At 68.8% G+C, this 24704-nt stretch carries 26 protein-coding genes and 1 riboswitch; of the genes, 17 read left to right on the top strand and 9 right to left on the bottom strand.

The window, feature by feature from the left end:
• Positions 1 to 11 precede the first annotated feature (11 nt).
• The 4 genes from hemN to ACSFBE_RS16955 all read left to right on the top strand — a co-directional run bounded on the left by hemN (position 12) and on the right by ACSFBE_RS16955 (position 3964).
• Positions 12 to 1424 (top strand): oxygen-independent coproporphyrinogen III oxidase, encoded by a 1413-nt coding sequence (hemN, locus tag ACSFBE_RS16970; RefSeq protein WP_435491578.1) that lies wholly within the window; start codon positions 12 to 14, stop codon positions 1422 to 1424.
• 7 nt (positions 1425 to 1431) lie between these two features.
• A complete protein-coding gene (locus ACSFBE_RS16965) occupies positions 1432 to 2145 on the top strand; it encodes a sulfite exporter TauE/SafE family protein (protein WP_435491577.1) in 714 nt (237 codons plus the stop codon).
• A gap of 47 nt (positions 2146 to 2192) precedes the next feature.
• A complete protein-coding gene (locus tag ACSFBE_RS16960; RefSeq protein WP_435491576.1) occupies positions 2193 to 2864 on the top strand; it encodes a TetR/AcrR family transcriptional regulator in 672 nt (223 codons plus the stop codon).
• 92 nt (positions 2865 to 2956) lie between these two features.
• The gene (locus tag ACSFBE_RS16955) at positions 2957 to 3964 is read left to right on the top strand and encodes a TRAP transporter substrate-binding protein (protein WP_435491575.1); all 1008 of its coding nucleotides are present in this window, start codon (positions 2957 to 2959) and stop codon (positions 3962 to 3964) included.
• Positions 3965 to 4000: 36 nt separating this feature from the next.
• On the opposite strand, the gene ACSFBE_RS16950 is transcribed toward ACSFBE_RS16955, so the two are convergent.
• The 5 genes from ACSFBE_RS16950 to ACSFBE_RS16930 form a co-directional block, all read right to left on the bottom strand.
• Positions 4001 to 4816 carry a sulfite exporter TauE/SafE family protein gene (locus tag ACSFBE_RS16950; RefSeq protein ID WP_435491574.1) on the bottom strand — a complete coding sequence of 272 codons (816 nt, stop codon included), beginning with the start codon at positions 4814 to 4816 and terminating at the stop codon, positions 4001 to 4003.
• A gap of 294 nt (positions 4817 to 5110) precedes the next feature.
• Positions 5111 to 5434 carry a cell division protein ZapA gene (locus ACSFBE_RS16945; protein ID WP_435491573.1) on the bottom strand — a complete coding sequence of 108 codons (324 nt, stop codon included), beginning with the start codon at positions 5432 to 5434 and terminating at the stop codon, positions 5111 to 5113.
• Positions 5431 to 5655 (bottom strand): DUF904 domain-containing protein, encoded by a 225-nt coding sequence (locus ACSFBE_RS16940; protein ID WP_435491572.1) that lies wholly within the window; start codon positions 5653 to 5655, stop codon positions 5431 to 5433. The genes ACSFBE_RS16945 and ACSFBE_RS16940 overlap by 4 nt, the downstream gene beginning before the upstream one ends.
• Before the next feature lie 43 nt (positions 5656 to 5698).
• Positions 5699 to 7132 (bottom strand): heavy metal sensor histidine kinase, encoded by a 1434-nt coding sequence (locus ACSFBE_RS16935; protein ID WP_435491571.1) that lies wholly within the window; start codon positions 7130 to 7132, stop codon positions 5699 to 5701.
• On the bottom strand, positions 7110 to 7790 hold the full coding sequence (locus ACSFBE_RS16930; protein WP_435491570.1) for a heavy metal response regulator transcription factor: 681 nt from the start codon (positions 7788 to 7790) through the stop codon (positions 7110 to 7112). The genes ACSFBE_RS16935 and ACSFBE_RS16930 overlap by 23 nt, the downstream gene beginning before the upstream one ends.
• 185 nt (positions 7791 to 7975) lie before the next feature.
• Between ACSFBE_RS16930 and ACSFBE_RS16925 the strand changes: the two genes are divergently transcribed.
• Genes ACSFBE_RS16925 through ACSFBE_RS16915 form a run of 3 tightly spaced genes read left to right on the top strand, consistent with a single transcriptional unit; the run spans position 7976 to position 11327 of the window.
• Positions 7976 to 9085, top strand: coding sequence for an aldo/keto reductase (locus ACSFBE_RS16925; protein ID WP_435491569.1), 1110 nt, complete (start codon positions 7976 to 7978; stop codon positions 9083 to 9085).
• Between the two features lie 49 nt (positions 9086 to 9134).
• Positions 9135 to 10313, top strand: coding sequence for an aldo/keto reductase (locus ACSFBE_RS16920; protein WP_435491568.1), 1179 nt, complete (start codon positions 9135 to 9137; stop codon positions 10311 to 10313).
• A 30-nt stretch (positions 10314 to 10343) separates the two neighbouring features.
• A complete protein-coding gene (locus tag ACSFBE_RS16915) occupies positions 10344 to 11327 on the top strand; it encodes a LysR substrate-binding domain-containing protein (RefSeq protein ID WP_435491567.1) in 984 nt (327 codons plus the stop codon).
• On the opposite strand, the gene ACSFBE_RS16910 is transcribed toward ACSFBE_RS16915, so the two are convergent.
• The 4 genes from ACSFBE_RS16910 to ACSFBE_RS16895 are packed head-to-tail and all read right to left on the bottom strand — an operon-like array spanning position 11260 to position 15629.
• Positions 11260 to 11760, bottom strand: coding sequence for a GAF domain-containing protein (locus ACSFBE_RS16910; protein WP_435491566.1), 501 nt, complete (start codon positions 11758 to 11760; stop codon positions 11260 to 11262). The genes ACSFBE_RS16915 and ACSFBE_RS16910 overlap by 68 nt on opposite strands.
• 5 nt (positions 11761 to 11765) lie before the next feature.
• The gene (locus tag ACSFBE_RS16905; protein ID WP_435491565.1) at positions 11766 to 12749 is read right to left on the bottom strand and encodes a Bug family tripartite tricarboxylate transporter substrate binding protein; all 984 of its coding nucleotides are present in this window, start codon (positions 12747 to 12749) and stop codon (positions 11766 to 11768) included.
• 8 nt (positions 12750 to 12757) lie between these two features.
• Positions 12758 to 13750 carry a Bug family tripartite tricarboxylate transporter substrate binding protein gene (locus ACSFBE_RS16900; RefSeq protein WP_435491564.1) on the bottom strand — a complete coding sequence of 331 codons (993 nt, stop codon included), beginning with the start codon at positions 13748 to 13750 and terminating at the stop codon, positions 12758 to 12760.
• A 43-nt stretch (positions 13751 to 13793) separates the two neighbouring features.
• Positions 13794 to 15629 (bottom strand): CocE/NonD family hydrolase, encoded by a 1836-nt coding sequence (locus ACSFBE_RS16895; protein WP_435491563.1) that lies wholly within the window; start codon positions 15627 to 15629, stop codon positions 13794 to 13796.
• A gap of 123 nt (positions 15630 to 15752) precedes the next feature.
• A riboswitch (cobalamin riboswitch) is annotated at positions 15753 to 15991 on the top strand.
• 81 nt (positions 15992 to 16072) lie between these two features.
• Here ACSFBE_RS16895 and ACSFBE_RS16890 point away from each other — a divergent pair.
• Genes ACSFBE_RS16890 through ACSFBE_RS16845 form a run of 10 tightly spaced genes read left to right on the top strand, consistent with a single transcriptional unit; the run spans position 16073 to position 24703 of the window.
• Entirely contained in the window at positions 16073 to 18034 is a 1962-nt protein-coding gene (locus ACSFBE_RS16890; RefSeq protein WP_435491562.1) for a TonB-dependent receptor domain-containing protein, read from the top strand.
• Positions 18019 to 19383: a cobyrinic acid a,c-diamide synthase CobB gene (locus ACSFBE_RS16885; protein WP_435491561.1), complete on the top strand. Its 1365-nt coding sequence runs from the start codon at positions 18019 to 18021 to the stop codon at positions 19381 to 19383. Before ACSFBE_RS16890 ends, ACSFBE_RS16885 begins: the two co-directional genes overlap by 16 nt.
• Positions 19373 to 19930 (top strand): bifunctional adenosylcobinamide kinase/adenosylcobinamide-phosphate guanylyltransferase, encoded by a 558-nt coding sequence (locus ACSFBE_RS16880; RefSeq protein ID WP_435491560.1) that lies wholly within the window; start codon positions 19373 to 19375, stop codon positions 19928 to 19930. The genes ACSFBE_RS16885 and ACSFBE_RS16880 overlap by 11 nt, the downstream gene beginning before the upstream one ends.
• Entirely contained in the window at positions 19927 to 20793 is an 867-nt protein-coding gene (locus ACSFBE_RS16875; RefSeq protein WP_435491559.1) for an ABC transporter substrate-binding protein, read from the top strand. Before ACSFBE_RS16880 ends, ACSFBE_RS16875 begins: the two co-directional genes overlap by 4 nt.
• Positions 20790 to 21794, top strand: a complete 1005-nt coding sequence (locus ACSFBE_RS16870; protein WP_435491558.1) for a FecCD family ABC transporter permease — start codon at positions 20790 to 20792, stop codon at positions 21792 to 21794. Before ACSFBE_RS16875 ends, ACSFBE_RS16870 begins: the two co-directional genes overlap by 4 nt.
• Positions 21791 to 22573: an ABC transporter ATP-binding protein gene (locus ACSFBE_RS16865; RefSeq protein ID WP_435491557.1), complete on the top strand. Its 783-nt coding sequence runs from the start codon at positions 21791 to 21793 to the stop codon at positions 22571 to 22573. The genes ACSFBE_RS16870 and ACSFBE_RS16865 overlap by 4 nt, the downstream gene beginning before the upstream one ends.
• Before the next feature lie 18 nt (positions 22574 to 22591).
• Positions 22592 to 23161 carry a cob(I)yrinic acid a,c-diamide adenosyltransferase gene (gene cobO, locus ACSFBE_RS16860; protein ID WP_435491556.1) on the top strand — a complete coding sequence of 190 codons (570 nt, stop codon included), beginning with the start codon at positions 22592 to 22594 and terminating at the stop codon, positions 23159 to 23161.
• Positions 23161 to 23859, top strand: coding sequence for a 5,6-dimethylbenzimidazole synthase (gene bluB, locus ACSFBE_RS16855; RefSeq protein ID WP_435491555.1), 699 nt, complete (start codon positions 23161 to 23163; stop codon positions 23857 to 23859). The genes cobO and bluB overlap by 1 nt, the downstream gene beginning before the upstream one ends.
• Positions 23859 to 24332: a MotA/TolQ/ExbB proton channel family protein gene (locus ACSFBE_RS16850; RefSeq protein ID WP_435491554.1), complete on the top strand. Its 474-nt coding sequence runs from the start codon at positions 23859 to 23861 to the stop codon at positions 24330 to 24332. The genes bluB and ACSFBE_RS16850 overlap by 1 nt, the downstream gene beginning before the upstream one ends.
• Entirely contained in the window at positions 24329 to 24703 is a 375-nt protein-coding gene (locus tag ACSFBE_RS16845; protein ID WP_435491553.1) for a DUF2149 domain-containing protein, read from the top strand. Before ACSFBE_RS16850 ends, ACSFBE_RS16845 begins: the two co-directional genes overlap by 4 nt.
• The last annotated feature ends 1 nt before the right edge of the window (position 24704 follow it).

The raw sequence follows: 24704 nt of genomic DNA, 5'->3' as shown, positions 1-24704 counted from the left end.
GCCCCACCACCATGCCATCCACCATCCTTTCCGAATTCGCCGCACCCGCCATGACGCTGGCGACCCTGAAGCGCTTCGATGTCTCCGGCCCGCGCTACACCTCGTACCCGACGGCGGACCGCTTCGTCGAGGCCTTCGGCAGCGACGACTACGCGCAGGCGCTGCGCCAGCGCCGCCTGGGCAGCAGCGCCCGGGCGTTGCCGCTGTCGCTCTATGTACACGTGCCGTTCTGCGATTCGCTGTGCTACTTCTGCGCCTGCAACAAGATCGTCACCAGGCACCACGAGCGCGCCGACGACTACCTGCGCTACCTGGCGCGCGAGGTTGACCTGCAGGTGGCGCAGCTCGGGCGCGGCGCGCTGGTGAGCCAGCTGCACCTGGGGGGCGGCACGCCGACCTTCCTCGACGATACGGGGCTCGGCCGCCTCATGGACATCCTGCGCAGCGCCTTCGTGCTGGCGCCCGACGGCGAGTATTCGATCGAGATCGACCCGCGCACCATCGACGAGAACCGGCTCGAGAAACTGGCGGCGATGGGCTTCAACCGCCTGAGCTTCGGCGTGCAGGACTTCGACCCCGCCGTGCAGAAGGCGGTGCACCGCATCCAGCCCGCGGCGCAGGTGTTCGACCTGGTGGCGGCCGCACGGCGCCTGGGCTTCGCATCGGTCAATGTCGACCTGATCTACGGCCTGCCGAAGCAGACGGCGGCGTCCTTCGACCGCACGCTGGCGCAGATCTGCGAACTGCGGCCCGACCGCATCGCGCTCTATGCCTATGCCCACCTGCCGGAGCGCTTCAAGCCGCAGCGCCGCATCGAGGCGGCCGAGCTGCCCGACGCGGCGACCAAGGTCGACATGCTGTCGCGCTCGATCGCCGCACTCACCGCGGCGGGCTATGTCTACATCGGCATGGACCACTTCGCGCTGCCGACCGATGCGCTCGCCATCGCCAAGCGGCAGGGCCGGCTGCACCGCAACTTCCAGGGCTACAGCACGCAGCCCGACTGCGACCTGGTGGCGCTGGGCGTGTCGGCCATCGGCCGCGTCGGTGCCACCTACAGCCAGAACGCGAAAACGCTGGAGGAGTACTGCGACCTGCTCGACCAGGGGCGCCTGCCGGTCGTGCGCGGCCTGGCGCTGTCGCGCGACGACGTGCTGCGGCGCGCGGTGATCATGGCGCTGATGTGCCAGGGGCAGGTGAACTTCGAGTCGATCGGGCTGGCACACCTGATCGATTTCCGCCGGCATTTCGCCGCCGAGCTCGAAGCGCTCGAACCGCTGGCCGCGCAGGGCCTGGTGACCCTCGGCGCGCACGAGATCGACGTGACGCCGACCGGCTGGTTCTTCGTGCGCGCCATCGCGATGGTGTTCGACCGCTACCTGCAAGCCGACCGCAACCGCACGCGCTTTTCACGCATCATCTAGGTCGGCCATGCAAACCGCCCTTGTCGGAACCGCGCTGCTGATGGGCCTGGCCGGCGGGCCGCATTGCGTCGCCATGTGCGGCGCGGCGTGCGCCGGCGTGATCCGCATCGTGCGGTCGCCGCCCGGTGGCGGGGTGGTGGCGCTGCCCGCGGCCACGCCGACCGTGCCGGCCGCAATCGCATTCCATGTGGGCCGCGCGGCCGGCTATGCCCTCGGCGGCGCCATCGCCGCCACCGCCGTGCAGAGCCTGGCGCTGGCCAGCGAGCAGGTCGCCGCACTGCGGCCGGCGTGGCTGCTGATGCACGTCTTCGTGTTCGCGTGGGGCCTCGTGCTGGCCGCGTCGGGCCGGCAGCCGTTGTGGGCGCATGGGCTGGGCCGATGGCTGGCGCGCGGGCTCAAGCCGCTCGCGGGCTCGTCCTGGCGCGTGCTGGCCACCGGTGCACTCTGGGTCGGCATGCCCTGCGGGCTGCTGTATTCGGCGCTGATGCTCGCCGCGCTCGGCAACGGGCCGCTGGAGGGCGCGGCGGTCATGGCCGCCTTTGCGCTCGGCAGCGGCGTGTGGCTCTTGCTGGCGCCCTGGCTGTGGCGGCACCTGCGCAACGGCATCGGCCCCGTGCGGCGCGAGTGGGGCACACGCATCGCGGGCGCCTTGCTGGCGGCCGTGGCCCTGCAGGCCGTGTGGCACGACCTGAGCCGGCAGATCGCGATCTGGTGCGCGTAGGGCGGCGCGATGGCGCGCCCCGCGGCGGCGATCCGTAAACTGGGGGCATGACCTCAGCGCCGAAGACGCCTGCCGACCAACCGGTACGGCGCGCGAAGCCCGAACGCACGAACGACCGCCAGCGCACCAGCGCCGACATCATCGAGGTGGCGACGCGCGAGTTCGCCGAAAAGGGCTTCGCGGGCGGGCGCATCGACCTCATCGCGCAGGCCACGCGCACGTCCAAGCGCATGATCTACTACTACTTCGGCAGCAAGGAAGGCCTGTACCTCGCGGTGCTGGAGCAGGCCTACAGCCGGATCCGCAGCATCGAGGCGCAGCTGCACCTCGCCGACCTCGCGCCGGAGGCGGCACTTCGCAAGCTGGTGGCGTTCACCGTCGACTACCAGCGCGCCAATCCGGACTTCATCCGGCTGGTGATGAACGAGAACATCCACCGCGGCGAGTTCCTGGCGCAGAGCAAGATCATCCAGCAGCTCAACGTGCCGGCGATCGACGCCGTCCGCGACGTGTACCAGCGCGGCGTCGTGAGCCAGGTGTTCCGCGCCGGCATCGATCCGGTGGACCTGCACATGTCGATCAGTGCGCTGAGTTTCTTCAACGTCGCGAACCGGCACACCTTCTCGCTCATCTTCAAACGCAACCTGGATTCGCGCGCCGCCGTGGCCGCCCGGCGCGACAGCATCACCGAGATGGTGGTGCGCTATGTGCGCGCCTGAATCAACGGTCGGCCACGGGGAAACCCGCGATAGACAAACTAACCAGTTCGTACATTATTTGACGGCCAGCGTGCACAGACCAAGGAGTTCCCATGCGACGTTCGTTCATTCAGGCGGTGGCCGCCAGTTTCGCCCTCCTGGCGATCGGCACCGCCAGCGCCCAAGACATCAAGGAGCGCACGCTCAAGCTCGCGCTGCAGAACCCGAAGGGGCATCCGGCCGTGCTGGGGGCCGAACGTTTCGCAGAGATCGTGGCGGCCCGCTCCGGCGGCAAGATCAAGGTCACGCTGTTCCCGGGCGGCGTGCTCGGCAGCGATGTGCAGACGGTGTCGGCGCTGCAAGGCGGCACGGTCGAGATGACGGTGCTCAACTCCGGCATCCTGGCCGCGCACGTCAAGGAATTCGCCGTCTACGATTTTCCGTTCCTGTTCGCGAATTCGCGCGAGGTCGATGCGGTGGTCGACGGGCCCTTCGGCACCGCGCTGCATGCCAAGCTGGCCGACCGCGGCATCGTGGGCCTCGCCTACTGGGAACTGGGCTTTCGAAACCTCACCAACAGCAAGCGGCCGATCCTGAAGGTGGACGACATCGCCGGCCTCAAGCTGCGCGTGATCCCGAGCCCGATCAACATCGACTGGGTCAAGGCGCTGGATGCCAATCCGACACCCCTGGCCTTTCCCGAGTTGTATGCGGCCCTCGAGCAGCGGGCGGTCGATGGCCAGGAGAACCCCGTCAGCGTGATCCTCGCCAATCGCTTCGCCGAGGTGCAGAAGTACCTCGCCATGACGAACCACCAGTACAACCCGCAGTCGGTGATCGTCAGCAAGAAGGTGTGGGACGGCATGAGCGCTGCCGAGCGGCAGATCCTGCAGAGCGCGGCACTGGAAGCCGGCAAGTACCAGCGCACCGTCTCCCGGGACCAAGCCGCCTCGCAACTGGACGAACTGAAGAAGGCGGGAATGCAGGTGACGGAGCTTCCGCCGGCGGAACAGGCCAAGCTGCAGGAGAAGATCAAGCCGGTGATCGCGAAGTACAGCGCCAGCGTGGGCGAGGCGACCCTGAAGGACCTGCAGGCCGAGCTGGCGAAGCTGCGCCGCTGAGGGCGCTGCGCCGCTGGCGCTTGCCGTCGCCGGGGCTCAGCCCTGCAGGCCCTTCCAGAGCATGTACGCCGCCAGCAGGTACAGCACGCTGGCGAACACCCGCTTGAGCTTCTTCACCGGCAGGCTGTGCGCCGCCTTGGCGCCCAGCGGCGCGGTGAAGACGCTGCAGGCGGCGATCACCACCAGCGCCGGCAGCCAGATGTAGCCGAAGGCGCCGGGCGGCAGCTGCTGCACGTTCAGGCCGCTCACGATATAGCCCGCCACGTTGGCCACGGCGATCGGGAAGCCGAGCGCCGCACTGGTAGCCACCGCGTTGTGGATCGCGACGTTGCACCAGGTCATGAAGGGCACGCTGATGAATCCGCCGCCAGCGCCCACCAGGCCAGAGATGAAGCCGATCACGCCCCCCGCGCCGAGCTGCCCCGCGGTGCCGGGCATCTGGCGCGTCGGCTTGGGCTTCTTGTCGAGGAACATCTGCGTGGCCGAGAAGCCGACGAAGAGCGCGAAGAAGATGGCCAGCGCCGTGCCCTTGAGCAGCGCGAACACGCCGAGGCTGCCGATCAGGCTGCCGATGACGATGCCGGGCGCCAGCCGCCGCACGATGTCCCAGCGCACCGCGCCGCGCTGGTGGTGCGCCCGCACGCTCGAGATGGACGTGAAGATGATGGTGGCCATCGAGGTGGCGATCGCCATCTTCACCGCCAGGTCGGGCGCGACGCCGCGGTGGCCCAGGATGATCGTGATGAAAGGCACCATCACCATGCCGCCGCCGATGCCCAGCAGCCCGGCGAGGAAACCGGTGGCGATGCCCAGCAGAGCGAGTTCGGCGATCAGGAGCGGTTCGAGCGGCATGCGAGGTGGCTTTCGGCAGAAAGGACAACGGCCCCTCGAAAGGGGCCGTTGGACGGTGAATAAGGTGTCTGCAGTGGAATGCGCCGGACCCGCATCCTGAACCAGGGTTCAGGTGGGCGAGGGCAGCAAGACTTCGGGTTCATCTGACGCGAGATGATCACGCCCGTCTAGCGATGTACCAAGCCCGGCTCCGGAGAGCATTGGAACAAGGAAATATTAAGCCCGACGCGCACTGCAGACCGGTCCAATTTTACGCCTCCAACGCCTCGCCCGTGTAGGCCGACGGACTATTTGTCAGAGCAGGTGACCGTCGCCGGCCAGCGCTTGGTCGAGGCGGCGGACCAGCTGTGCAGCGCGCTCGGCGTCGAGATGGGGCGCGGTCTCGAGCGACGGTGGCGCCGCTGGTGCGGGGGCCGGCGGCTGCTGGCCCAGGTCGAAGGCGAGGTTGAGCGCCGCCAGCACCGCGATGCGGTCGCGTGCCTTCACCTTGTTGGCGTCGCGGATCTTGCACATGGCGACATCGACGCGTTCCACCGCTTCGCGCAGCTGCGCTTCACCGCCCTCGGGGCAGCCGAGCAGATAGCTCTGGCCCATGATCTGGACTTCGATCTGTTTCATGAGGTGCTGGAATCCTGAGACGGTTCGATCGGCAGCCGTTCGAGCACCGCGTCGATGCGCGTGCGGGCCGCCGTGAGCCGCGACTTCAGCCCGTCGCGCTCGCGCGTGAGCGCCTCGACCTGCGCTTGCAGCAACGCGTTGGTGCGCTGGACTTCTTCGTGGCGCACGAGCAAACGTTCGACGCGCTCGGCGATCTGATCGATGGGGCTCGGTGCGGGCATGGTTGGAGATTGTAGGGGGCGGCCCGCCGGGCGCGGTTGCGCCTCAACCCGCCACCCAGGCGCCGCGCTTCAAGCCATCGTTCGGGCGTTGCTCGCCGCGCAGCAGCTCTTCTCCGGGGGGGCGCCATGGGCGTGGTGGCGCAAGGGTGAAGCCGATGACGGTACAGGCCGCATCGGAGTGCGCCCAGGCCCGCCCGCCATGCATGCGCGCAATGGCCGCAACGATGGCCAGGCCGAGGCCGCAATGCATGCCATCGCGGGACCGGGACGCGTCGGCGCGGTAGAGCCGGTCGAACAACCGGGGCAAGTCCGCGGGCGCAATCGCCGGCCCCTCGTTGCGCACCCCCAGCTGCGGCATGCCCCCCTCGGCGTCGAGCAGGACCGTCACTGCCGTGCCCGGCGTCGCATAGCGGGTGGCATTGCTCAGCAGGTTGGACAGCCCGCGCAGGAAGAGTGGTTCGTCGACCGCCAGCACCAGGTCGCCCTGTACTGCGAGCGTCACGCCGCGTTCGCTGGCGACCGGCTCGTGATAGTCCACCATGTCCTGCATCAGCGCGCGCAGGCTCCTCGCCCGGCCGAGGCGTGCGGTGTCGCCGCCGTCGGCGCGCGCCAGAAAGAGCATGTCGTTGACCAGGGTGCCGATGCGCTGGAGCGCCTGGAGGTTGGAAACCAGGGTGCTGGTCAGCGCTTCCACCCCGCGCGGCCGGGACAGCGCGAGCTCAGTGTTGCCGATCAAGGTCGTCAATGGCGTGCGCAGTTCGTGCGCCACATCGGCATTGAAGGACTCCAACTGCTCCCGGCTCGCGCGCAGGCGCGTCATCAGCTGGTTGAAGTGCGCCACCAGGGGCGCGAGTTCGCGGCTGCTGCGGGGAGCCAACGCCAGATGGCCTGGTGTGGCGCTCCTGCTCATGGCTTCGGTCTCGGCAGCGAATCGGCCCAAGGGCCGCAGCCCCTGTCGGACGACCAGAAAGGACAGCAGGCCGGCCACGACGGTGCCGATGAGCGTCGCCAGGGCCAACAAGTTCCACAGCGTCTGTGCCAGCTGGACGTCCGGTGCCACGTCGATGGTGAAACTGCCTTGCAGTACGGGCGCCACCTCGCCCGGCGCAGCGTGCAGGCTGAAGTGGCGAGCGCGCTGATGGGGGGAGAGCTGGTGCGGCTCGGTGAACGGGTCGGCATAGAACGGGCGGCCGTCGGCGCCGTGAATCTCCAGCCGGGTGCCCGGCCGCCTGCCGGCGTTGCTCTGCAGCAGTGCCGCGAAGCGGTTGTCGTCAGCGCGCAGCAGGAGCTGCGCGGTCTCGGTCAGCTTGTTCACCTTCAGCGTGAGCAGGCGCTCCTGCGCCTTCACCTGCAGCGCGGTCACCGCCAGGTAGACGCAGACCGCCATGAGGCTCAGCAAGGCCGCCGCCAGCAACGCCAGCCGCAGCGACAGGCTCGAGACGATGGAAGACGACTCAGCTGCGGTCTTCGAGTGCATAGCCGACGCCTCTGATGGTGTGGACGAGCTTCAAGGGGAAGTCGTCGTCCATCTTCGCCCGCAGGCGGCGGACTGCGACTTCCACCATGTTCGACTCGGTGTCGAAGTGGACATTCCAGACCCGCTCGGCCAAGGTCGTGCGCGTGACGACCTGGCCCTTGCGCCGGATCAGCACCGACAACAGCTGGAATTCCTTGGGACTCAATTCGATGCGCTTGCCGTCGCGGCGCACCGTGTGCGCGGCAAAGTCCACCGCCAGGTCGGCCACGCTCAGCAGCGTCTGTTCGGTGAAGGCCGAGTTGCCGCGCCGGATCAAGGCGGCCACCCGTGCCTGCAACTCCGAAAACGCGAAGGGCTTGACCAGGTAGTCGTCGGCGCCCGCGCTCAGCCCCTTGACGCGGTCGTCCACGCGATCGCGGGCCGTGAGCATGAGCACCGGCGTGTGGCCACTTTCGCGAATGCCCCTGAGCACCTCGAAGCCATCCATGCCGGGAAGCATGAGGTCGAGCAGCACCACGGCGTAGCTGCCCGCCATCGCCATGGCGCGGCCCTCCGGGCCGGTCATGGCCACATCGACGGCATAGCCGCTCTCGGCCAGGCCCTGGCGCAGATAGTCGGCCACGCCGGGGTCGTCTTCGATGACTAGCAGTCTGTGCATGGTCCCTCTTCGTCGTGGCGGCCATTGTCCGACGCCGCCGAATGCCCCCTGATTACGAAACTGTAATCAGCCCGCGATGCATCGGTTATCTGAGCTTGAAAGATGGAGCCCGGCTCGAGCCGACGCGCATGTCGACCGAAACGCTCGGCAAGCCCCGCCTCTTTTCAGCACCAGGAGCATCGACCATGCCAGATTCATTTCATCGCTCCCTTCACGCCCGATCGGACAGGCGTGGGTTCCTGCGCCAGGGTGTGGGCCTCGGCGCTGCGGCCGCGGCCCTGCCCTGGAGCCTGGCCCACGCCCAGACGGCTGCAGGCGCCACGACGGCGCCACGGTTCGCTACCGCCGCACCCGGCATCATCACCAAGCGCGTCGAGCGCACAGGCGACGTGCTGCCGGCGCTGGGTCTGGGCACCTTCCTGACTTTCGATCTTCTCCCCGGCGCGCCGCGCAGCCACCTCGCGGAGGTCGCGAAGCGCTACTGGGACGCCGGTGTCCGCGTCCTCGACACGTCGCCGCTGTACGGCAGCGCCGAGGTCACCATCGGCGATCTCGCAAGCAGCACGGGCAACAACGAACAGCTCTTCATCGCCAACAAGCTGTGGGTGACGGGCGAGTTCCTGGCGGACGAGGGCCATGCACTGAAGAGCTTGCGCGAATCGCAGCTGCGGCTGTGGCGAAGCAGGTTCGACGTGATGCAGTGTCACAGCCTCGTCAATGTCGATGTGGCGGTTCCCCTCATGGAGAGCTGGAAAAAGGAAGGCTTCACCCGGCTGGTGGGTGTGACGCACCACGAGAACGACTACCACGACGTGCTGACGAAGTGGGTGCAGCGCGGCGCGGTCGACTTCGTCCAGGTCAACTATTCGATCGCCAACCGCCAGGCCGAGCGCACGGTGTTCGCTGCGGCCCAGCAGCGCGGCGTTTCGGTGCTGGTGAACATGTCGATGGAGAAGGGGCGGCTGCACAAGGCGATCGGCCAGGCGCCATTGCCGGATTTCGCGCGTGAGCTGGGCATCGAGAGTTGGGCGCAGTACTTCCTGAAGTTCGTCATGTCGCATCCGGCCGTCACCTGCTGCCTGAGCTCCACCGCGAACCCGGCCCATGCGCAGGACAACCTCGGCGCGCTGCGTGGCCCGCTGCCGGATGCAGCGATGCGCGAGCGCATGGCGCGCCACGTCGAAGCGTTGCCGGGTTTTAACCAGGTCGCGTCGCTCCCCTGGTACCCCGACAAGCAGCAGCAATACCAGGGCCTGATCCGGCGCGCGCAGGCTGCGCAACGGACACGCACCTGAACGCGGGCCGGTCGGCCGTGCCCACCTGTTTCATCAAAGGAAAAACACCATGCAACGCAGAGACTTCCTGATCGCCGGTGGCAGTGCCGCGGCCTCCCTGGCCGCGGTCCGTCTGGCCCAAGCCCAGCCCGGCCCGACGGCCGTGCCCGCAGCCTTGGCTGCGCGCGGCAGCGTCATGCCCACACGGGGCACCATCGTGCGCAACGCCCTGCCGCGCAACGACGGCGCAGGCGGCCTGCGCTATCGCACGCCTTTCCGCTTCGGCATGGGCGGCACGCAGATGGGCAACATCTTCGAGGCCATCAGCGACGCGCAGGCGCAGTCGGTGCTGGAGGCGGCGTGGGAGGCCGGGGTGCGCTACTTCGACACCTCCCCGTTCTACGGCTACGGCCTGAGCGAGTACCGGCTCGGCCAGTTCCTGCGCGGCAAGCCCGCCGACAGCTACGTGGTCTCCACCAAGGTCGGCCGCGTGCTCAAGGCGTCGAAGGCCACGCTGCCCAACCCGGCCTTCTGGCCCTCGCCGGCGCCTTTCTCGTACACCTACGACTTCAGCGCCGCGGGCGCGCGCCGCTCGGTGGAGGACAGCCTGCAACGCCTGGGCATCCCGAAGATCGACGTCGTGTTCATCCACGACCTTTCGCCGGACAACGCTGAACTCGACCGCCCCTGGCAGGCGTACTTCGAGATCGCCGCCAAGGGCGCGATGGCCGAACTGGCCCGCATGCGCGACGAAGGCACGATCCGCGCCTGGGGCTTCGGCATCAACACGCCCAATGCGGCCGTCCTGGCCGCCGAGTCCGATGTGCCGACGCCGGACATCGTGCTGCTGGCTTGCCAGTACTCGATCCTCGATCACCAGGCCACGCTGGACCGCACCTTCCCTGCCTTGCAGAAGAAAGGCATTTCGGTGGTGGTGGGTACGCCGCTGAACGATGGCTTCCTGGGCGGACGCAGCCGCTACCACTTCAGCGATCAGATCCCGGCCGGCGCGGTGGAGAAGCGGGCCCGCATCATGGCCGTGGCCGACCGTTTCGGCATCGACGTGCGCACCGCAGCGCTCCAGTTCGCGGCGGCGCCGCCCATCGTCTCGGCCGTGATCCCGGGCGCACGCGCACCCGGCCAGGTGCGTGCGAACGCCGACTCGATGAAGGTCGCGATCGCAGCCGATTTCTGGACCGCACTCCAGCGCGAGGGACTCATCGCGCGGAACGCGCCACTGCCGGTCTGATCGGCGCGACGGCGGCTAGACTCCCGCGCCATGGACATTCGTCAGCTGCGCTATTTCGTGAAGGTGGTGGAACTCAAGAACATCACCGCCGCGGCTGAGGCTCTTTTCATCGCGCAGCCATCGTTGAGTCAACACATGACCAACCTGGAGGCAGAGCTGGAAACGCATCTGCTCGACCGCACGCCGCAAGGGACTCGCGCAACGGCGGTCGGCGAATTGCTGTATCGCCATGCCAAGACGATTCTTCGTCAGGTCGACGAGGCGCATCTCGCGGTGCGCAAGGGCAGCGACGCCCCGTCGGGGCGCGTTGCGGTCGGTTTCCCCACGAGCACATCACGTGTCGTGGCCGTGCCGCTCCTGGAACGGTTGCGGCAGCACTATCCGTTGATCGAACTGGAAATGGTCGAAGCGTCGAGCGGCGATCTGGTCGGCCAGGTCCAGGCCGACCGCCTGGCGCTGGCGATCACGATGGACACCCGGGCGGATGCGAGGCTGCGCATCGAGCCCATCCTGGAGGAAGAGCTCTACGCCGTTGTCGCGGCCGCAGATCCGCTGCCGGCCGTCATCACGCTCGGCGAATTCGCCGCGCTGCCACTCCTGCTTCCCACGCATCCGAACTCCGTGCGGGTGGCGACCGAACGGCTGTTGAACGAAAACCAGCTTCGCTTCAAGTTGGTCGCCGAGACGAGTGCCGTCGAAATCCTCATTCTTTCGGTGGAGCGGGGTGTCGGCGCAACGGTCTTGCCATTTTCAGCGTTCGCGCTGGCGCAGAAGCATGGCCGGGTGCGCGGCATTCGGCTTGCCGACCGCCCCTTGGTGCGAGAGCTTTCTCTCAGCGTTTCCGTATCGGCTTCTCGCAGCCCCGCCGTTCAGTGCGTTCGCGAGCTCCTGCTGCGGGTCATCGAGGAAGAGGTCGCGCAGAAGCGCTGGCAGGGCGTCAAGCTCTTCAGCGACGCGAGCCCAGGTCCAGAAAGGCCGGCACGCAAAGCTGTGCGCAGGTCTCCACCCAACTGAGGTCGGCGCCTGCGTAGCGGCCTTCGGCGTGCATAAGGTTGACGGTTCCAAGCACCCGCTGGCCCCAGTGAACTGGCATGTTGATGATGCTTTCCCATCCATTGGCCAGAAGCTTCTGGTGGTCCGGGTAGTTGTCGACGATGTCCTGGCGCGAATGCCCCACGAACGGCAGGCCCGACGCAAGCACCTTCTGCATCCGGGGCGCCTCGGTCAAGGTCTTGCGTCCGCCCACGGGGTTGGCGCCGGGTTGGCTGCTGTAGACCCGGACGGACTCGCTGCGCTCGGGGACGAACATCAGCACGGTCAGCAAGCGATGTCCGGGACTGGCGGCAAGACAGGCATCGACGGCTGCGAACACCGCGGCGGCGGGATCTTCCTGCCGGTGGCCCGCGAGGATGGCCGGCAGCGCCTTCTCGATGTGTGGGCGTTTCATCGTGGTCAGTCGAGCTTCACGCCCGACCGTTCGACCACCGCCTTCCAACGCGCGATGTCCTTTCGGATGACGGCCCTGAATTCGTCCGGGGTGCTGCCGATGACGTTGCCGCCTTGAGAGACCAGCAGCGCCGCCATCTTTTCCGAGTGGATGACCGCCCGGAAGTCGGTTCCCAGCCGGTCCAGCACGGGAGCCGCCGTCCCGGCAGGCGCGAAGAGCCCGAACCACCCCAGTGCTTCGAACCCCGGATAGCCCTGCTCGGCGACCGTCGGGACATCCGGCAGCAGGGGCGAGCGCTTCAGACTGGTGATGCCGAAGGCCTTCAGGCGGCCGGCCTTGATCTGCGGCAAGGACGTCAGGACCACGTCCAGCATCAAGTCGACGTGTCCCGCCGCGACGTCGTTGAGCGCAGGTCCCGACCCCTTGTAAGGGATGTGCGTGATGAAGACGTTCGCAGCGGACTTGAAGGCTTCCGTGGCCAGGTGGTTCGAGCTTCCCGATCCGCTGGAGCCGTAGCTCAGCTTTCCGGGCTTCGCCTTGGCGATGGCGACGACGTCGGCCAGCGTTTTCGCAGACCCCAGCAAGTCGTTCTTCGGGCTGGTGACGATCAGATTGGGAATCTCCGTGATCTGCGTGATGGGTGCGAAGTCCTTGAGCGGGTCGTAGGGCAGCTTCGGGTACACGCTGACCGCGGTGGCATGCGAGCTGTTCGTGCCCAGCAGCAGCGTGTAGCCGTCCGCCGGTGCCTTCGCGACAGACGCCGCGCCGATCGTGCTGCCGGCGCCGGGTCGGTTGTCGACAACGAAGGGCTGACCGGTGCGGGTGGTCATCTCCTGCGCGATCTGCCGGGCCACCAGGTCGGTCGAGCCGCCTGCGGCGAAGGGCACGACCAGCTTCACCGGCCGCGACGGATAGGCATCTTCCGCAACGCTCGCGCTGCTGACGACGAGGGTGGCCAGGGCCGCGCAGAGCAACACCGCTTTTGTCATGATCGCGCTCACTCGACCACGATGCCGTTCTTGCGGATGAACGCACTCCAGTAGGCGAGATCCGTCGCCGCGCGTTGGCGCATTTCCGCATCGCCGCCGCTCATGGGTGGAAGGGAAAGCTCAGCCAGTTTGGCTTTGACCGCAGGCTCCGCCATGACTGTCGCGATCGCCTTGTTCAGGGTCGCGACGATCTGACGGTCGAGCCCCGCCGGCGCGACGATGCAGTACCAGCCCGGCATCGGCGGCACGTTCAGGCCTGCCTCGTGCACGGTCGGCAGGTTCGGCCACTGCGGAACCCGGGTCTCGCCCAACACGGCGACCGCATTTACCTTGTCGGCCTGCACTTGCGGCAGTGCCGTGCCGACCACGCTCACCATCGCATCCACCTCGCCCGACAGCACCGCGGTCAAGGCGGCGCCCGACCCCTTGTACGGAACATGCAGAAGCTTGACACCGGCATTCGACGCGATCAGCTCCATCGCAATGTGCGTCGAATTGCCGATGCCGGCGCTGCCGAAGGTTAGTTCTCCGTTCTTGGCTTTGGCCGCGTCCAGGAACTGCTTGAAGGTCTTGATGCCGCTCTTCCGGCTCGTGACCAGAACGAAGGGCGTGTTTGCGATGGGCGCGATGTACGTGAAGTCCTTCGCCGGGTCGTACGGCAGGCTCTTGTACAAGGCCGGGTTGAATGCCATTTGCGAAACCCCGGTGAGCACCAGCATGTAGCCATCGGCGGGCGCTTTCGCCAACGTGCCCAGCGCAACCAGGCCATTGGCGGCGGGGTTGTTCTCGACGACCACGGCCTGTCCGAGGACGGGTGCCAACCGGTCGCTCAGCAGGCGAGCGATGACGTCCGAGCCCGAGCCGGCGCCCTGCGGCGCGACCAGGCGGATCGCGCGCTGGGGCCAGGCACCGGGCTGGGCATGGACCACGCCGGGGAGGGCCATCGATGCGCCCATGGCCGCCAGAGTGGGAATGAAGGAGCGACGAGAGAGCTTGTTCATGAGGGGCATCCAGGAGGATTGGAAAGATGGCGCTGTGCGCAGGTCAGTTCGATGCGGCGCGCAGAGGAAACTCGAAGCAGGTGGCGTCCGGGCCGCGCAGCACCTCCAGCCGTGGAGGGCGACCGTGGGGGACCTGGGGCCCATGGCCCTCGTCGCTGCCGGAGATGGAGATGCGGATGCGGCTGCCCGCCGCGAATGTCCAGGAGACAGGCATCAGCGCGAAGGTGAGTCGGGCCGGTTCGCCAGGCACGAGGGGCTTGGCGGAGGCGCGGTCGAAGGTGTTGACCGGCCAGGTCGCAACGTAGTCCGGCGAGTCGGAGAACCCTTCGCGATGCAGCGCGCGCAGCACCCCTTCGGTGACATAGCGGCAGCTGCCGTCGGCGAGCACTTCACTGACGTAGACATACACCGCCGCGTCGGGCTGGCTGGCCGCCAGGACAATGCTGGCGGTGGCGTGACCGGTCAGCTCCGCTCGCGTCGGCAAAGGCGCCGTTGTGTAGTTCAGGAACTGGCCTTGTCGTTCGGACCAGTCGGGGTAGTAGTTCTCGATGGCCACGGCGCCGAGGCGCTCCAGCCGCGTCTGGTTGCCCGAGGACGCCGAGAAGTCGACCTGGTACGCGTCATTGCCCGTGTCCGTCGAGGGGCGTCGGCTCAGGGTGTGGTCCACGTCGGGGTAGAACAAGGTCTTCTCTGCCGCCGGCGGCCAGGTGTCCGTAGCCTGCCATTTCTCATCGTGGATGGTGAAGTAATGAACCTTCGCTTCCTGGTCCAGCCCGGTGGGAATTCCGCGCAGGTGGTGGTCGAAGAAGCGCAGCACCTCGGCCAGCATCGGAAAGTCCGAGCCGACGTGGTCCCGCCAGGGGGACATGTTCGTTCGTGCCCCGTGGTCCCACGGGCCGAGCAGGAGCCGGTGCTGGTGATTCGGCAAGGTGAGAAAGCGGGTGATGGCGGAGTTGCTGTAGCCCATGCCGTCGTACCAGCCGGAGATGGAATAGATGGCGACATCGGCAGGAATCTCGCGGCCGTAGAAGCCGGGGCTGCAAACGTCCAGCGTCAGCGACGGGTCGTACGAAACCGCGTCGTGCTGGTAGGGCAGCTCGCGCGCCATGTCGTTGAGCCGGCAGTTGTTCCGGTGCTCCTTCAGCGCCGCCGCCAGAAGCTGGCCGTCGATGTCTTCGTCGACCGGCTTCGGCCCGGCGTACAGCGGGTTGCCGTAGTAGGCGAACTTCGACAGTGCGGCCCGGTCGTCGTGGTCCATGGCCACCATGAGCTCGTCGTAGCGGCCGGTCCAGATGGTCGAGAGCACGCCGCCGACGTACAGCTGATCGTTGTAGATGTCGGTGACGGCGAACAGCGGTGCGATGGCCTTGACCGCAGGGTGTCCGGTGCTCGCCAGAAAGACGGCCGCAGCGCCCAGGTAGGAGATGCCGGTCGAGCCGATGACACCGTTGCTCCACGGCTGGTTGGCGATCCACTCGGCCGTCTCGCCGTAGTCCCGCCGCTCCGTCGGCGAGCGCAGCGCATCGCGAATGCCGAAGCTCGCGCCGGTGCCACGAACATCGACCACGACGACGGCGTAGCCCTGCGGCACGAATGCATCGCGATAGCGGCCGCAGTTCGGACTGCATTCCAGAGCGGCATCCTGCGTCACGAAGCGGCGGTAGTAGGGCGTGAAGAGCACGATCGTCGGCCACGGGCCCTCGGCCACCCGGCCCGACGCGTCGTGGGGCAGATACACGTCCACGGCCAGCTTGCAGCCATCGCTCATCGCCACGTACTGGGAGACAGGCTTCTTCGCGCTCAGGTACCGATTCGGATGGGCGGCCAGGTAGCGGCTGGCGGGGGTCTTCCACGCGTCTGAGGTGTCGTAGTCCGACATGGGGTCCTTTGAGAATGGATGACCGGGAACGTCATCGTTGCGTCATTCTCGAAAGGAGCCTCGCCGAACAGAAATGTGAAATTTCGATTCGGGTATAGGCGTGACCTATGGCACGGCGGCCCCTTAGAATCCCGTGCGTTTGGTGCTCGCACCGCGGTTCACGCGGTGCAGTTCAACGGGAAGCAGGAGCCAGAGCCCTTCGGGCCGCGGTCAGCCTGCGCTGCCCCCGCAACGGTCAAACAGACGGAACCCTCACCGGTTCCACTTTCATCCTCAGCCACTGGGCGCCCTGAAACAGGTGCCTGGGAAGGCGATGAAGGTCGCTCTGTCAGCCCGGATACCGGCCAACGAGGAGACCGTGCGTGCGCCTGGCGTGCGTGCGGTCGTGACGCCCACACGTCCGGCGGGGAAGCCGGACAGGGTTTTGTTCTCGAGTTCGTTCCATGATTCATCGCTTCTCTTCCGCGGGCGCATTCCTGCCTGTGCGTTCGCGCGCGCGCTTCGGCTTGGCCACGCTGCCCTGGGCCGTCGCCGCGGCCTTTCCGATCTGTGCTCTGGCGCAGAGTCCGTCCGCTGTGCCTGCCCTGCGCGAAACCGTGGTCACCGCCACGCGTGTCGAGCAACCGCTGTCGGACCTGGTGGCCGACGTGTCCATCGTCGACCGCGACACGATCGAACGCAGCGGCGCCACCGGCGTGGCCGACGTGCTGGCGCGCCTGCCGGGCATCGAGATCGGCCGCAGCGGCGGCATCGGCAATGCGACCAGCGTGTTCATCCGTGGCGCCGAGTCGCGCTTCACCGCCGTCTACATCGACGGCGTGCGCATCGATTCGCAATCGACCGGCGGCGCCGCCTGGGAAGGCATCCCGCTCGGTCAGATCGACCGCATCGAAGTGCTGCGCGGCCCGGCCGCGGCGGTGTACGGCTCCGACGCCATCGGCGGCGTGATCCAGCTCTTCACCAAGCGCGGCGAAGGCCCGGCGACGCCTTTCGTCGGCGTGGGCATCGGCAGCCACGACCTGCGCAAGACCGAGGCCGGCCTGAGCGGCTCGGCGGGCGAGGGCGGTGCCTTCGACTATTCCCTGGGTGTGTCCCACGAAGAGAGCGACGGCTACAACGTCCAGCCGCGCGACAAGCGCAACCCGGTGCGCACGTCGCAGTACAGCGCCGACGGCTGGACCAGCCCCGACCGGGATGGCTACCGCAACACGTCGGCCAATGCGCGCCTGGGCTTTCAGATCAACCCGGCGCACCGGCTCGAAGGCACCTTCCTGTACAGCGACACCGTCGCGCAGTACGACAGCGCGTCGCGGACGGCCCGCCCGCCGGCCGTGTTCCCGGACGACACCGGCACCAACACGCTGCGCACCGCCGGCCTGGCCTGGGTCGCCAAGTGGAACGACATCTACAGCACCCGCCTGCAGCTGACCGACGGCAAGACCACCTACCAGACCGTGCCCTCGTTCTATCGCACCGAGACCGAGACGCGGGGCTACCTGTTTCAGAACAACCTGAACTTCGGCGCACACCGCATCACCGCGACACTGGAACGCCGCGAGGACGAACTCGACAACGCGGCGACGTCGGCCTTCTCGCCGCGGCTCGCACGCGACCGTTCGCAGAACGCGCTGTCGCTCGGCTACGGCTTTGTGCAAGGCCCGCATTCGCTGCAGCTGCAGGCACGGCACGACGACGACAGCGAGTTCGGCGGCAAGACCACCGGCAGCGCGGCGTATGGTTTCGCGATCACGCCGCAATGGCGCGCGACCGCCTCGGTCGGCACCGCCTTCCGGGCCCCGACGCTCTACCAACGCTTCAGCGAATACGGCTTGGCCAGCCTGAAGCCCGAGGAAAGCCGCAACGTCGAACTCGGCCTGCGCTGGACCGAAGGCGCGACGAACGCCGGCGTGGTGGTCTACCGCAACCGGGTGACCGACCTCATCACCTTCGCGGGTTCCGCCACCGGTTGTGCATCGGACTTCGGCTGCTACTCCAACACCGCACGCGCCGAATACGAAGGCCTCACGCTGAGTGCGGGCCACCGCATCGGCAGCGTGACCCTGCGCGCCTCCGCCGACTTCCAGGACCCGCGCGATGTCGACAACGACCGGCAACTCGCCCGCCGCGCACGCCGGCATGGCACGCTGAGCGCCGACTGGGTCGTCGCCGGCTGGACGCTGGGCGCAGAGGTGCAGACGTCGAGCATGCGCTACGACGATGCCGCCAACACCCGCCGGCTCGGTGGCTACACGCTGCTCAACCTGGTGGCGAGCACCCGGCTCACGCCGTCGCTGACGCTGATCGCGCGCCTGGACAACGCCGGCGACAAGGACTACCAGTACGCCCGCCTGTACGCGACGGCGGGCCGCACGGCCTACGTCGGGCTGAAATGGTCGCCGCTGTAAACCCACGCGCGGGCTGCGCCGCCGTGCTCGTGGCAGCCCCGGCCTCCGGCCAGGGCAAGACCACGGTCGCGGCCGCGCTCGCGCGGCTGCATGCGCGGCAGGGCCGCCGTGTGCGCGCCTTCAAGTGCGGGCCGGATTTCCTCGACCCGCACTGGCTGGCGCTCGCCACCGGCGCGCCGGTGCATTCGCTCGACCTCTGGATGACCGGCGAGGCCGACTGCCGCGCGCGTCTGCAGGCCGCCGCGTCGGAGGCCGACCTGGTGATCGTCGAAGGCGTGATGGGGCTCTTCGACGGCACGCCGAGCGCGGCCGACCTGGCCGAGCGTTTCGGCCTGGCGGTGGTCGCCGTCATCGATGCGCGGGCCATGGCCGGCACCTTCGGCGCGCTGGCCTTCGGCCTGCAGAATTTCCGACCGGGCCTGCCCTGGGTTGGCGTGCTGGCCAACCGCGTGGCCGGCGAGCGCCATGCCGGCATGCTGAAAGACGCGCTGCGCGATCCGGCGCAATGGCTCGGCGGCCTGCCGAAGGGCGAGGCCTTCGCCTTGCCCGAGCGCCACCTGGGCCTGGTCGGTGCGGGCGAGCTCGGCGATGCAATGGCGCGGCTCGACGCCGCCGCCGACGCGCTGGCCGCGACGCCGCTGGGCCAGCGCGCGCTCGACGCGCTGCCGCAATTGCGCTTCGACGATCAGCCGTCGCCGGCCGATGCACCGACGCAGCCCTGGCTCGCCGGCCGCACCATCGCCATTGCCCGCGATGCGGCCTTCTCCTTCATCTACCCGGCCAACCTCGACCAGCTGACCGCGCTGGGCGCGCGCATCGCGTTCTTCTCGCCGCTGGCGGGCGACGCGCTGCCGGCTTGCGACGCGGTCTGGCTGCCGGGCGGCTACCCTGAGCTGCATGCCGAGGCGCTGTCGCGTTGTGCGGCGCTGCGCGATGCGCTGACCGCGCACGTCGCGGACGGCAAGGCGCTGTGGGCCGAGTGCGGCGGCATGATGTCGCTGTTCGACACGCTGGTCACGGCCGATGGCGCGGCGCATCGGATGTGGGGCCTGCTGCCGGGCCGCGTGACGATGCAGAAGCGCCTGGCCGGCCTGGGGCCGCAGCAGTTGGACATCGGTGCGCTGTCCTTGCGCGGCCACACCTTCCACTATTCGTCCTGCGAGACGCCGCACCCCGTCGCGCTGCGCACCGCCAAGCCGGGCGCCGTGCAAGCGGTGGGCGCGGGCGAGGCGGTCTACGTGAAGGGCGCCTTGCGTGCCAGCTACTTCCACGCCTGGTTCCCGTCGAGCCCCGAGGCCGCGGCGCGGCTCTTTCTCCCCGAACCCTTGAAGGGTGCGCATGACCTTTGAACGCGAACTGATCCTCGGCGGCCAGAAGAGCGGCAAGTCGCGCCGCGCCGAGATGGCCGCGGCCGCCTGGCTGGCCGCTGACCCCGCGCACGACGCCGTGCTGATCGCCACCGCGCAACCGCACGATGCCGAGATGCGCGAGCGCATCGCGCGCCACCAGGCCGACCGCGCCGCGCGTGTGCCCGGCCTGCGCACGGTCGAAGAGCCGATCGCGCTCCCCGAACGCATCGCGTCGCTGTCGACGCCCGCGACGCTGGTGGTGGTCGACTGCCTGACACTCTGGCTCACCAACCTCACGATGCCGCTGCACGGCGCGCCGGCCGATGCGGGCGAGGCCGTCGCATCGCTGGTCGCCGCGCTGCGCGATGCGCGCGGCCCCGTCGTACTGGTCGGCAACGAGATCGGCCTGGGCGTGATTCCGCTGGGCCGCGAAGTGCGCGCCTTTGTCGATGCGCTCGGCCAACTCAACCAGGCCGTGGCCGCGGCCTGTGACCGCGTCACCTTGATGGCGGCCGGCCTGCCGCTCACCTTGAAGGAACCTGCATGACTTTCTTTCTGCGCGCGCTGTTGGCATGCAGCGCCTGGCTGAGCTTCGGGTATGCCGCCCACGCGCTCCAGGTGACCGACGAACGCGGTGTCGTGGTCGACCTGCCGCAGCCGCCCCAGCGCATCGTCACGCTGCTGCCTTCGTTGACCGAAGGCGTCTGCGAGATGGGCGCTTGCGCCCGCCTGGTCGGCGTGGACCGCTATTCCAATTCACCCGCGTCGGTGCGCGCGCTGCCGCAGGTCGGCGGCGGGCTCGACCCGAACGTCGAGGCCATCGTCGCGCTCCGGCCCGATGCGGTGTTGCTGGCCAAGTCGTCGCGCGTCACCCAGCGGCTCGAAGCACTCGGCCTGAAGGTGCTGGTGCTCGAGCCGAAGAGCCATGCCGACGTGCAGCGCGTGCTCGCCAAGCTCGACGAGGTGCTGGGCACGCACGAGGCCCCACGCGTCTGGCGCGTGATCGATGCCAGCGTGTCGGCCGCTGCGCAATCGGTGCCGCCCGCGGCGCGGGCGATGCGCGTCTATTTCGAGGTGAACAACGGCCCCTATGCGGCCGGTGAGAGTTCCTTCATCGGCGAGACGATGGCCCGCCTGGGCGTGCAGAACATCGTGCCGGCATCGCTCGGGCCGTTCCCCAAGATCAACCCCGAGTACGTGGTGCGCGCCAACCCCGACCTGATCATGGTGGGCGAGCGCAGCGCCACCGGGCTGGAGCAGCGGCCGGGCTGGGCCGGCATTCGCGCGGTGCGCGACGGGCGCGTCTGCCGCTTTACGGCTGCCGAGTCCGACGTGCTGGTGCGGCCCGGCCCGCGCATGGGCGAGGCCGCACGCCTGATGGCGAAGTGCCTGATCGACAAGGCGCCATGAAGCAGCACCGACGTCGCGCGCAGATCCTGGCCCTCGCATTGCTGGCGCTGTCGGCCGGTGCGCTGCTGTTCGGCCTGGGCATCGGCAGCACCGGCTTCCAGAGCGTGCTGGCGGCGCGGCACGACCCCATCGCGCTGCAGATCGTCTGGGACATCCGGCTGCCGCGCACGCTCGGTGCCTGGCTGGCCGGCGGGCTGCTGGGGCTGGCGGGCGCAGTGGCGCAGGGGCTGTTCCGCAATCCGCTGGCCGACCCGTACCTGTTGGGCAGTGCGTCGGGCGCAGCGCTCGGCGTCGCCGTGGCGCTGCTGCTCTTCGGCGCATCGCCGAGCACCACGCAATGGGTGGTGCGGCTGGGCCTGACCGGCGCCGCCTTCGTGGGCGCGGTCGTGGCGGTGCTGCTCACGCTGGCGCTCGCACGCGGCGTGCAGCAGACGCTGCGCCTGCTGCTGGCCGGCGTGATCGTCGGCGTGGTGCTCGGCGCGGTGAAGGACCTCATCACTATTCAGTCGGCCGACATCCTGGTCGCGCTCACCGGCTTCATGCTGGGCAGCACCGGCCTGGTCGGCTGGAGCGCCTGCGCACTGATGGCCATCTTCGGCGCGAGTTGCCTGCTGCTGGGCTGGGCGCTGGCGCCGGTGCTCGACGGCCTGGCGCTGGGCGAATCGACCGCCGCCAGCCTCGGCCTGCCGCTGGGCGCGATGCGCGCCGCGCTGGTCGCGGTGCTGGCCATGGCCACGGGGGCCGCGGTGGCGCAGACCGGCCTCATCGCCTTCGTCGGCCTGGCCGCACCGCATCTGGTGCGCTCGGTCGTCAAGACCACGCATGCCTGGCTGCTCGTGCTGTCGACGCTGATGGGCGGGCTGCTGCTGATGACCGCCGACCTCGGTGCGCGCTGGCTGATCGCGCCGCAGGAGCTGCCGGTCGGCGTGCTGACCGCGGTGCTCGGCGGCAGCTACCTGCTGTGGCTGATGCACCGCCGCAGCGTGCGGGGTGGCCGATGACGCCCGCCGGTACGCCCGCACTGCAGGCCGAAGGCGTGCGCGCCACGCTCGGCCAGACGGTGGTGCTGCACGGCATCGACCTGGCGCTGCCCGCGGGCCGCTGGAGCGCCATCGTCGGCCCCAACGGCGCCGGCAAGTCGACGCTGCTGCGCGTGATGGCCGGCCTGTTGCCGCACGAGGGCGCGGTGCGGCTCTTCGGCGAATCGCTGCAGCGCCTGCCGGGCCGCGCCCGCGCGCAGCGGCTGGCCTGGCTGGGGCAGGGCGGTGCCGGCGAGGGCAGCGCCGACGACCTGCTGGTCTACGACGTCGCGATGCTCGGCCGACTGCCGCACCAGCGCTGGCTGGCCGCGCCGAGCCCGGCCGACCATGCCGCGGTCGAGCGCGCGCTGCGCAGCACGCAGGCCTGGGACTGGCGCGAACGGCCGCTCGGCCAGCTCTCGGGCGGCGAGCGCCAGCGCGTGCTGCTGGCGCGCGCGCTGGCCGTCGAGGCCGAGGTGCTGCTGATGGACGAGCCGCTGGCCAACCTCGACCCGCCGCACCAGGCCGACTGGATGCACACGGTGCGCGCGCTGGTGGCTCACGGGAACACGGTGGTCAGCGTGCTGCACGAACTCTCGATGGCGCTCGCTGCCGACACCGTGGCGGTGATGGCCGAGGGCCGCCTGCTGCACCACGGCGAGGCGGCCGATGCGTCCACGCACCGCGCGCTCGAAGCCGTCTTCGACGAGCGCATCGCCGTGCACCGCGTGGCCGAACAATGGATCGCGCTGCCCCGCTAGACAACCAAGGAAATCTCCATGCAGATCGAAACCCCACCCAGCACCAAGCCCTACGAGAAGGCCGAGGGCGAGCGCCGCGGCATCGTCATCGTCAACACCGGCGACGGCAAGGGCAAGAGCACCGCGGCCTTCGGCCTCGCCCTGCGCGCCCATGGCCGCGGCAAGGCCGTGAAGATCTGGCAGTTCATGAAGGTGCCGACGGCGCGCTTCGGCGAGCACCGCATGTTCGAGCAGCTCGGGATTCCGATCGAAGGTTTAGGAGACGGCTTCAGCTGGAAGAGCCAGGACCTGGAGCATTCGGGCCAGCTCGCGCGCGACGGCTGGGCGCGCGCCAAGGCATCGATCCTCTCGGGCGAGTACTTCCTCGTGGTGCTCGACGAGATCACCTATCCGCTCATCTACGGCTGGCTGCCGCTGGACGACGTGCTGGACACGTTGCGCGCTCGGCCCAAGGAGGTGCATGTGGTGCTCACCGGCCGGCGCTGCCCGCCGGAGATCATCGAGCTGGCCGACACCGTGACCGAGATGACGATGGTCAAGCATGCGTTCAAGGCCGGCATCCCGGCGCAGCGCGGCATCGAGGATTGATGACGATGCGCGCGCACGAGGTGCATGCCTTCTCGGACAGCGAGACGCAAGCCGTCTATCGCGCCATCCACGAACGCCGCGACATGCGGCACTTCGCGGGCGGCGAGGTGGCACCCGAGTTGCTGCGCCGGCTGCTCGACGCCGCACACCATGCGCCGAGCGTCGGCTTCATGCAGCCCTGGCGCTTCATCCGCATCCGCGATGCGGCGCTGCGCCAGCGGCTGCACGCCACGGTCGAGCAGGAACGGGGGCGGACCGCCCGCGCCCTCGGCGAGCGCGAAGACGAATTCATGCGCCTGAAGGTCGAAGGCCTGCTGGACGCGGCCGAGCTCATCGCGGTCACGCTGAGCGACGGGCGCGAGCCCCACGTGTTCGGCCGCCGCACGCTGCCGCAGATGGACCTGGCCTCGGCCGCCTGCGCGATCCAGAACCTCTGGCTCGCCGCGCGTGCCGAAGGGCTGGGCATGGGCTGGGTGTCGCTGTTCGATCCGGCCGAGGTCGCGGCGCTGCTGGGCCTGCCTGCCGGTGCCGAGCCGATCGCCTTGCTGTGCCTGGGCCCGGTGCATGCCTTCTACGAGGAACCCATGTTGCAGAAGGAACGCTGGGCGCGTCGCGCGCCCTTGTCGTCGGTGGTGTTCGACGACCGCTGGGGTCAGCCCTCGGACCTGTTTGATTCTTCGGCACGGGAGGCCGCGTGATGTTCGCTTTCGACACGATTCTTTTCGAACTGGCCCGGCTGTTCCTGTGGCCGGTCACGCTGGGCGTGCTGCTGGCCTTCGTCTACGCCGTCTATTGCCTGGGCGCCTTCGGCATCGAATACCTCCAGCGCCGCCGCGCACCCGAGCGCGCGCTGGTGCTGCAGCGCCACGCCGCCGGCGGGCAGGACCAGCTCGAGCTGGCCGTACTCAAGGAGCTCGAAGGCGTGCGCCTGTGCAGCCGCGTCGCGCCGATGCTGGGGCTGATCGCCACCATGATCCCGATGGGGCCGGCGCTGGTCGCCGTGGCCTCGGGCGAATCGCAGGGCGTGGCGCAGAGCCTGGCGCCGGCCTTCGCGAGCGTCATCGTCGCGCTGGTGGCGGCGTCGATCACCTTCGTGGTCTACACCGTGCGGCGCCGCTGGCTGATGCGCGAACTGGTGCTGCTGCTCGACCGGGCGGAGGCCGTGGCATGAGCCGACGCACCTTTTCCATCCTGAACAGCCTGGACGCGGAAGACGACGACCCGGTGCTCTCCACCATCAACCTGATCGACGTGTTCATGGTGGTCATCGGCATGCTGATGATCGCGGTCATCAACAACCCGATGAACCCGTTCGCGCAGGACAAGCTCACCATCATCCGCAACGAGGGCCGACCCGACATGGAGATCCTCAGCAAGGACGGGCAGAAGGTGACGCGCTTCAAGGCCAGCGGCGCGTCGGGGCAGGGCGATGGCGAGAAGGCCGGCACTGCGTACCGGATGAAGGACGGCACGATGGTCTACGTGCCGGCCACCGCGGTCCCGGTCGACGCTGCAGTCCCATCGGCGCCCGCCCGCCCGTGAC

Source organism: Variovorax sucrosi (genome assembly GCF_051216635.1).
Classification (GTDB): Bacteria; Pseudomonadota; Gammaproteobacteria; order Burkholderiales; family Burkholderiaceae_C; genus Variovorax.
The sequence above is the reverse complement of the archived record's forward strand: the minus strand, read 5'-3'. Positions and strand labels throughout refer to the sequence as shown.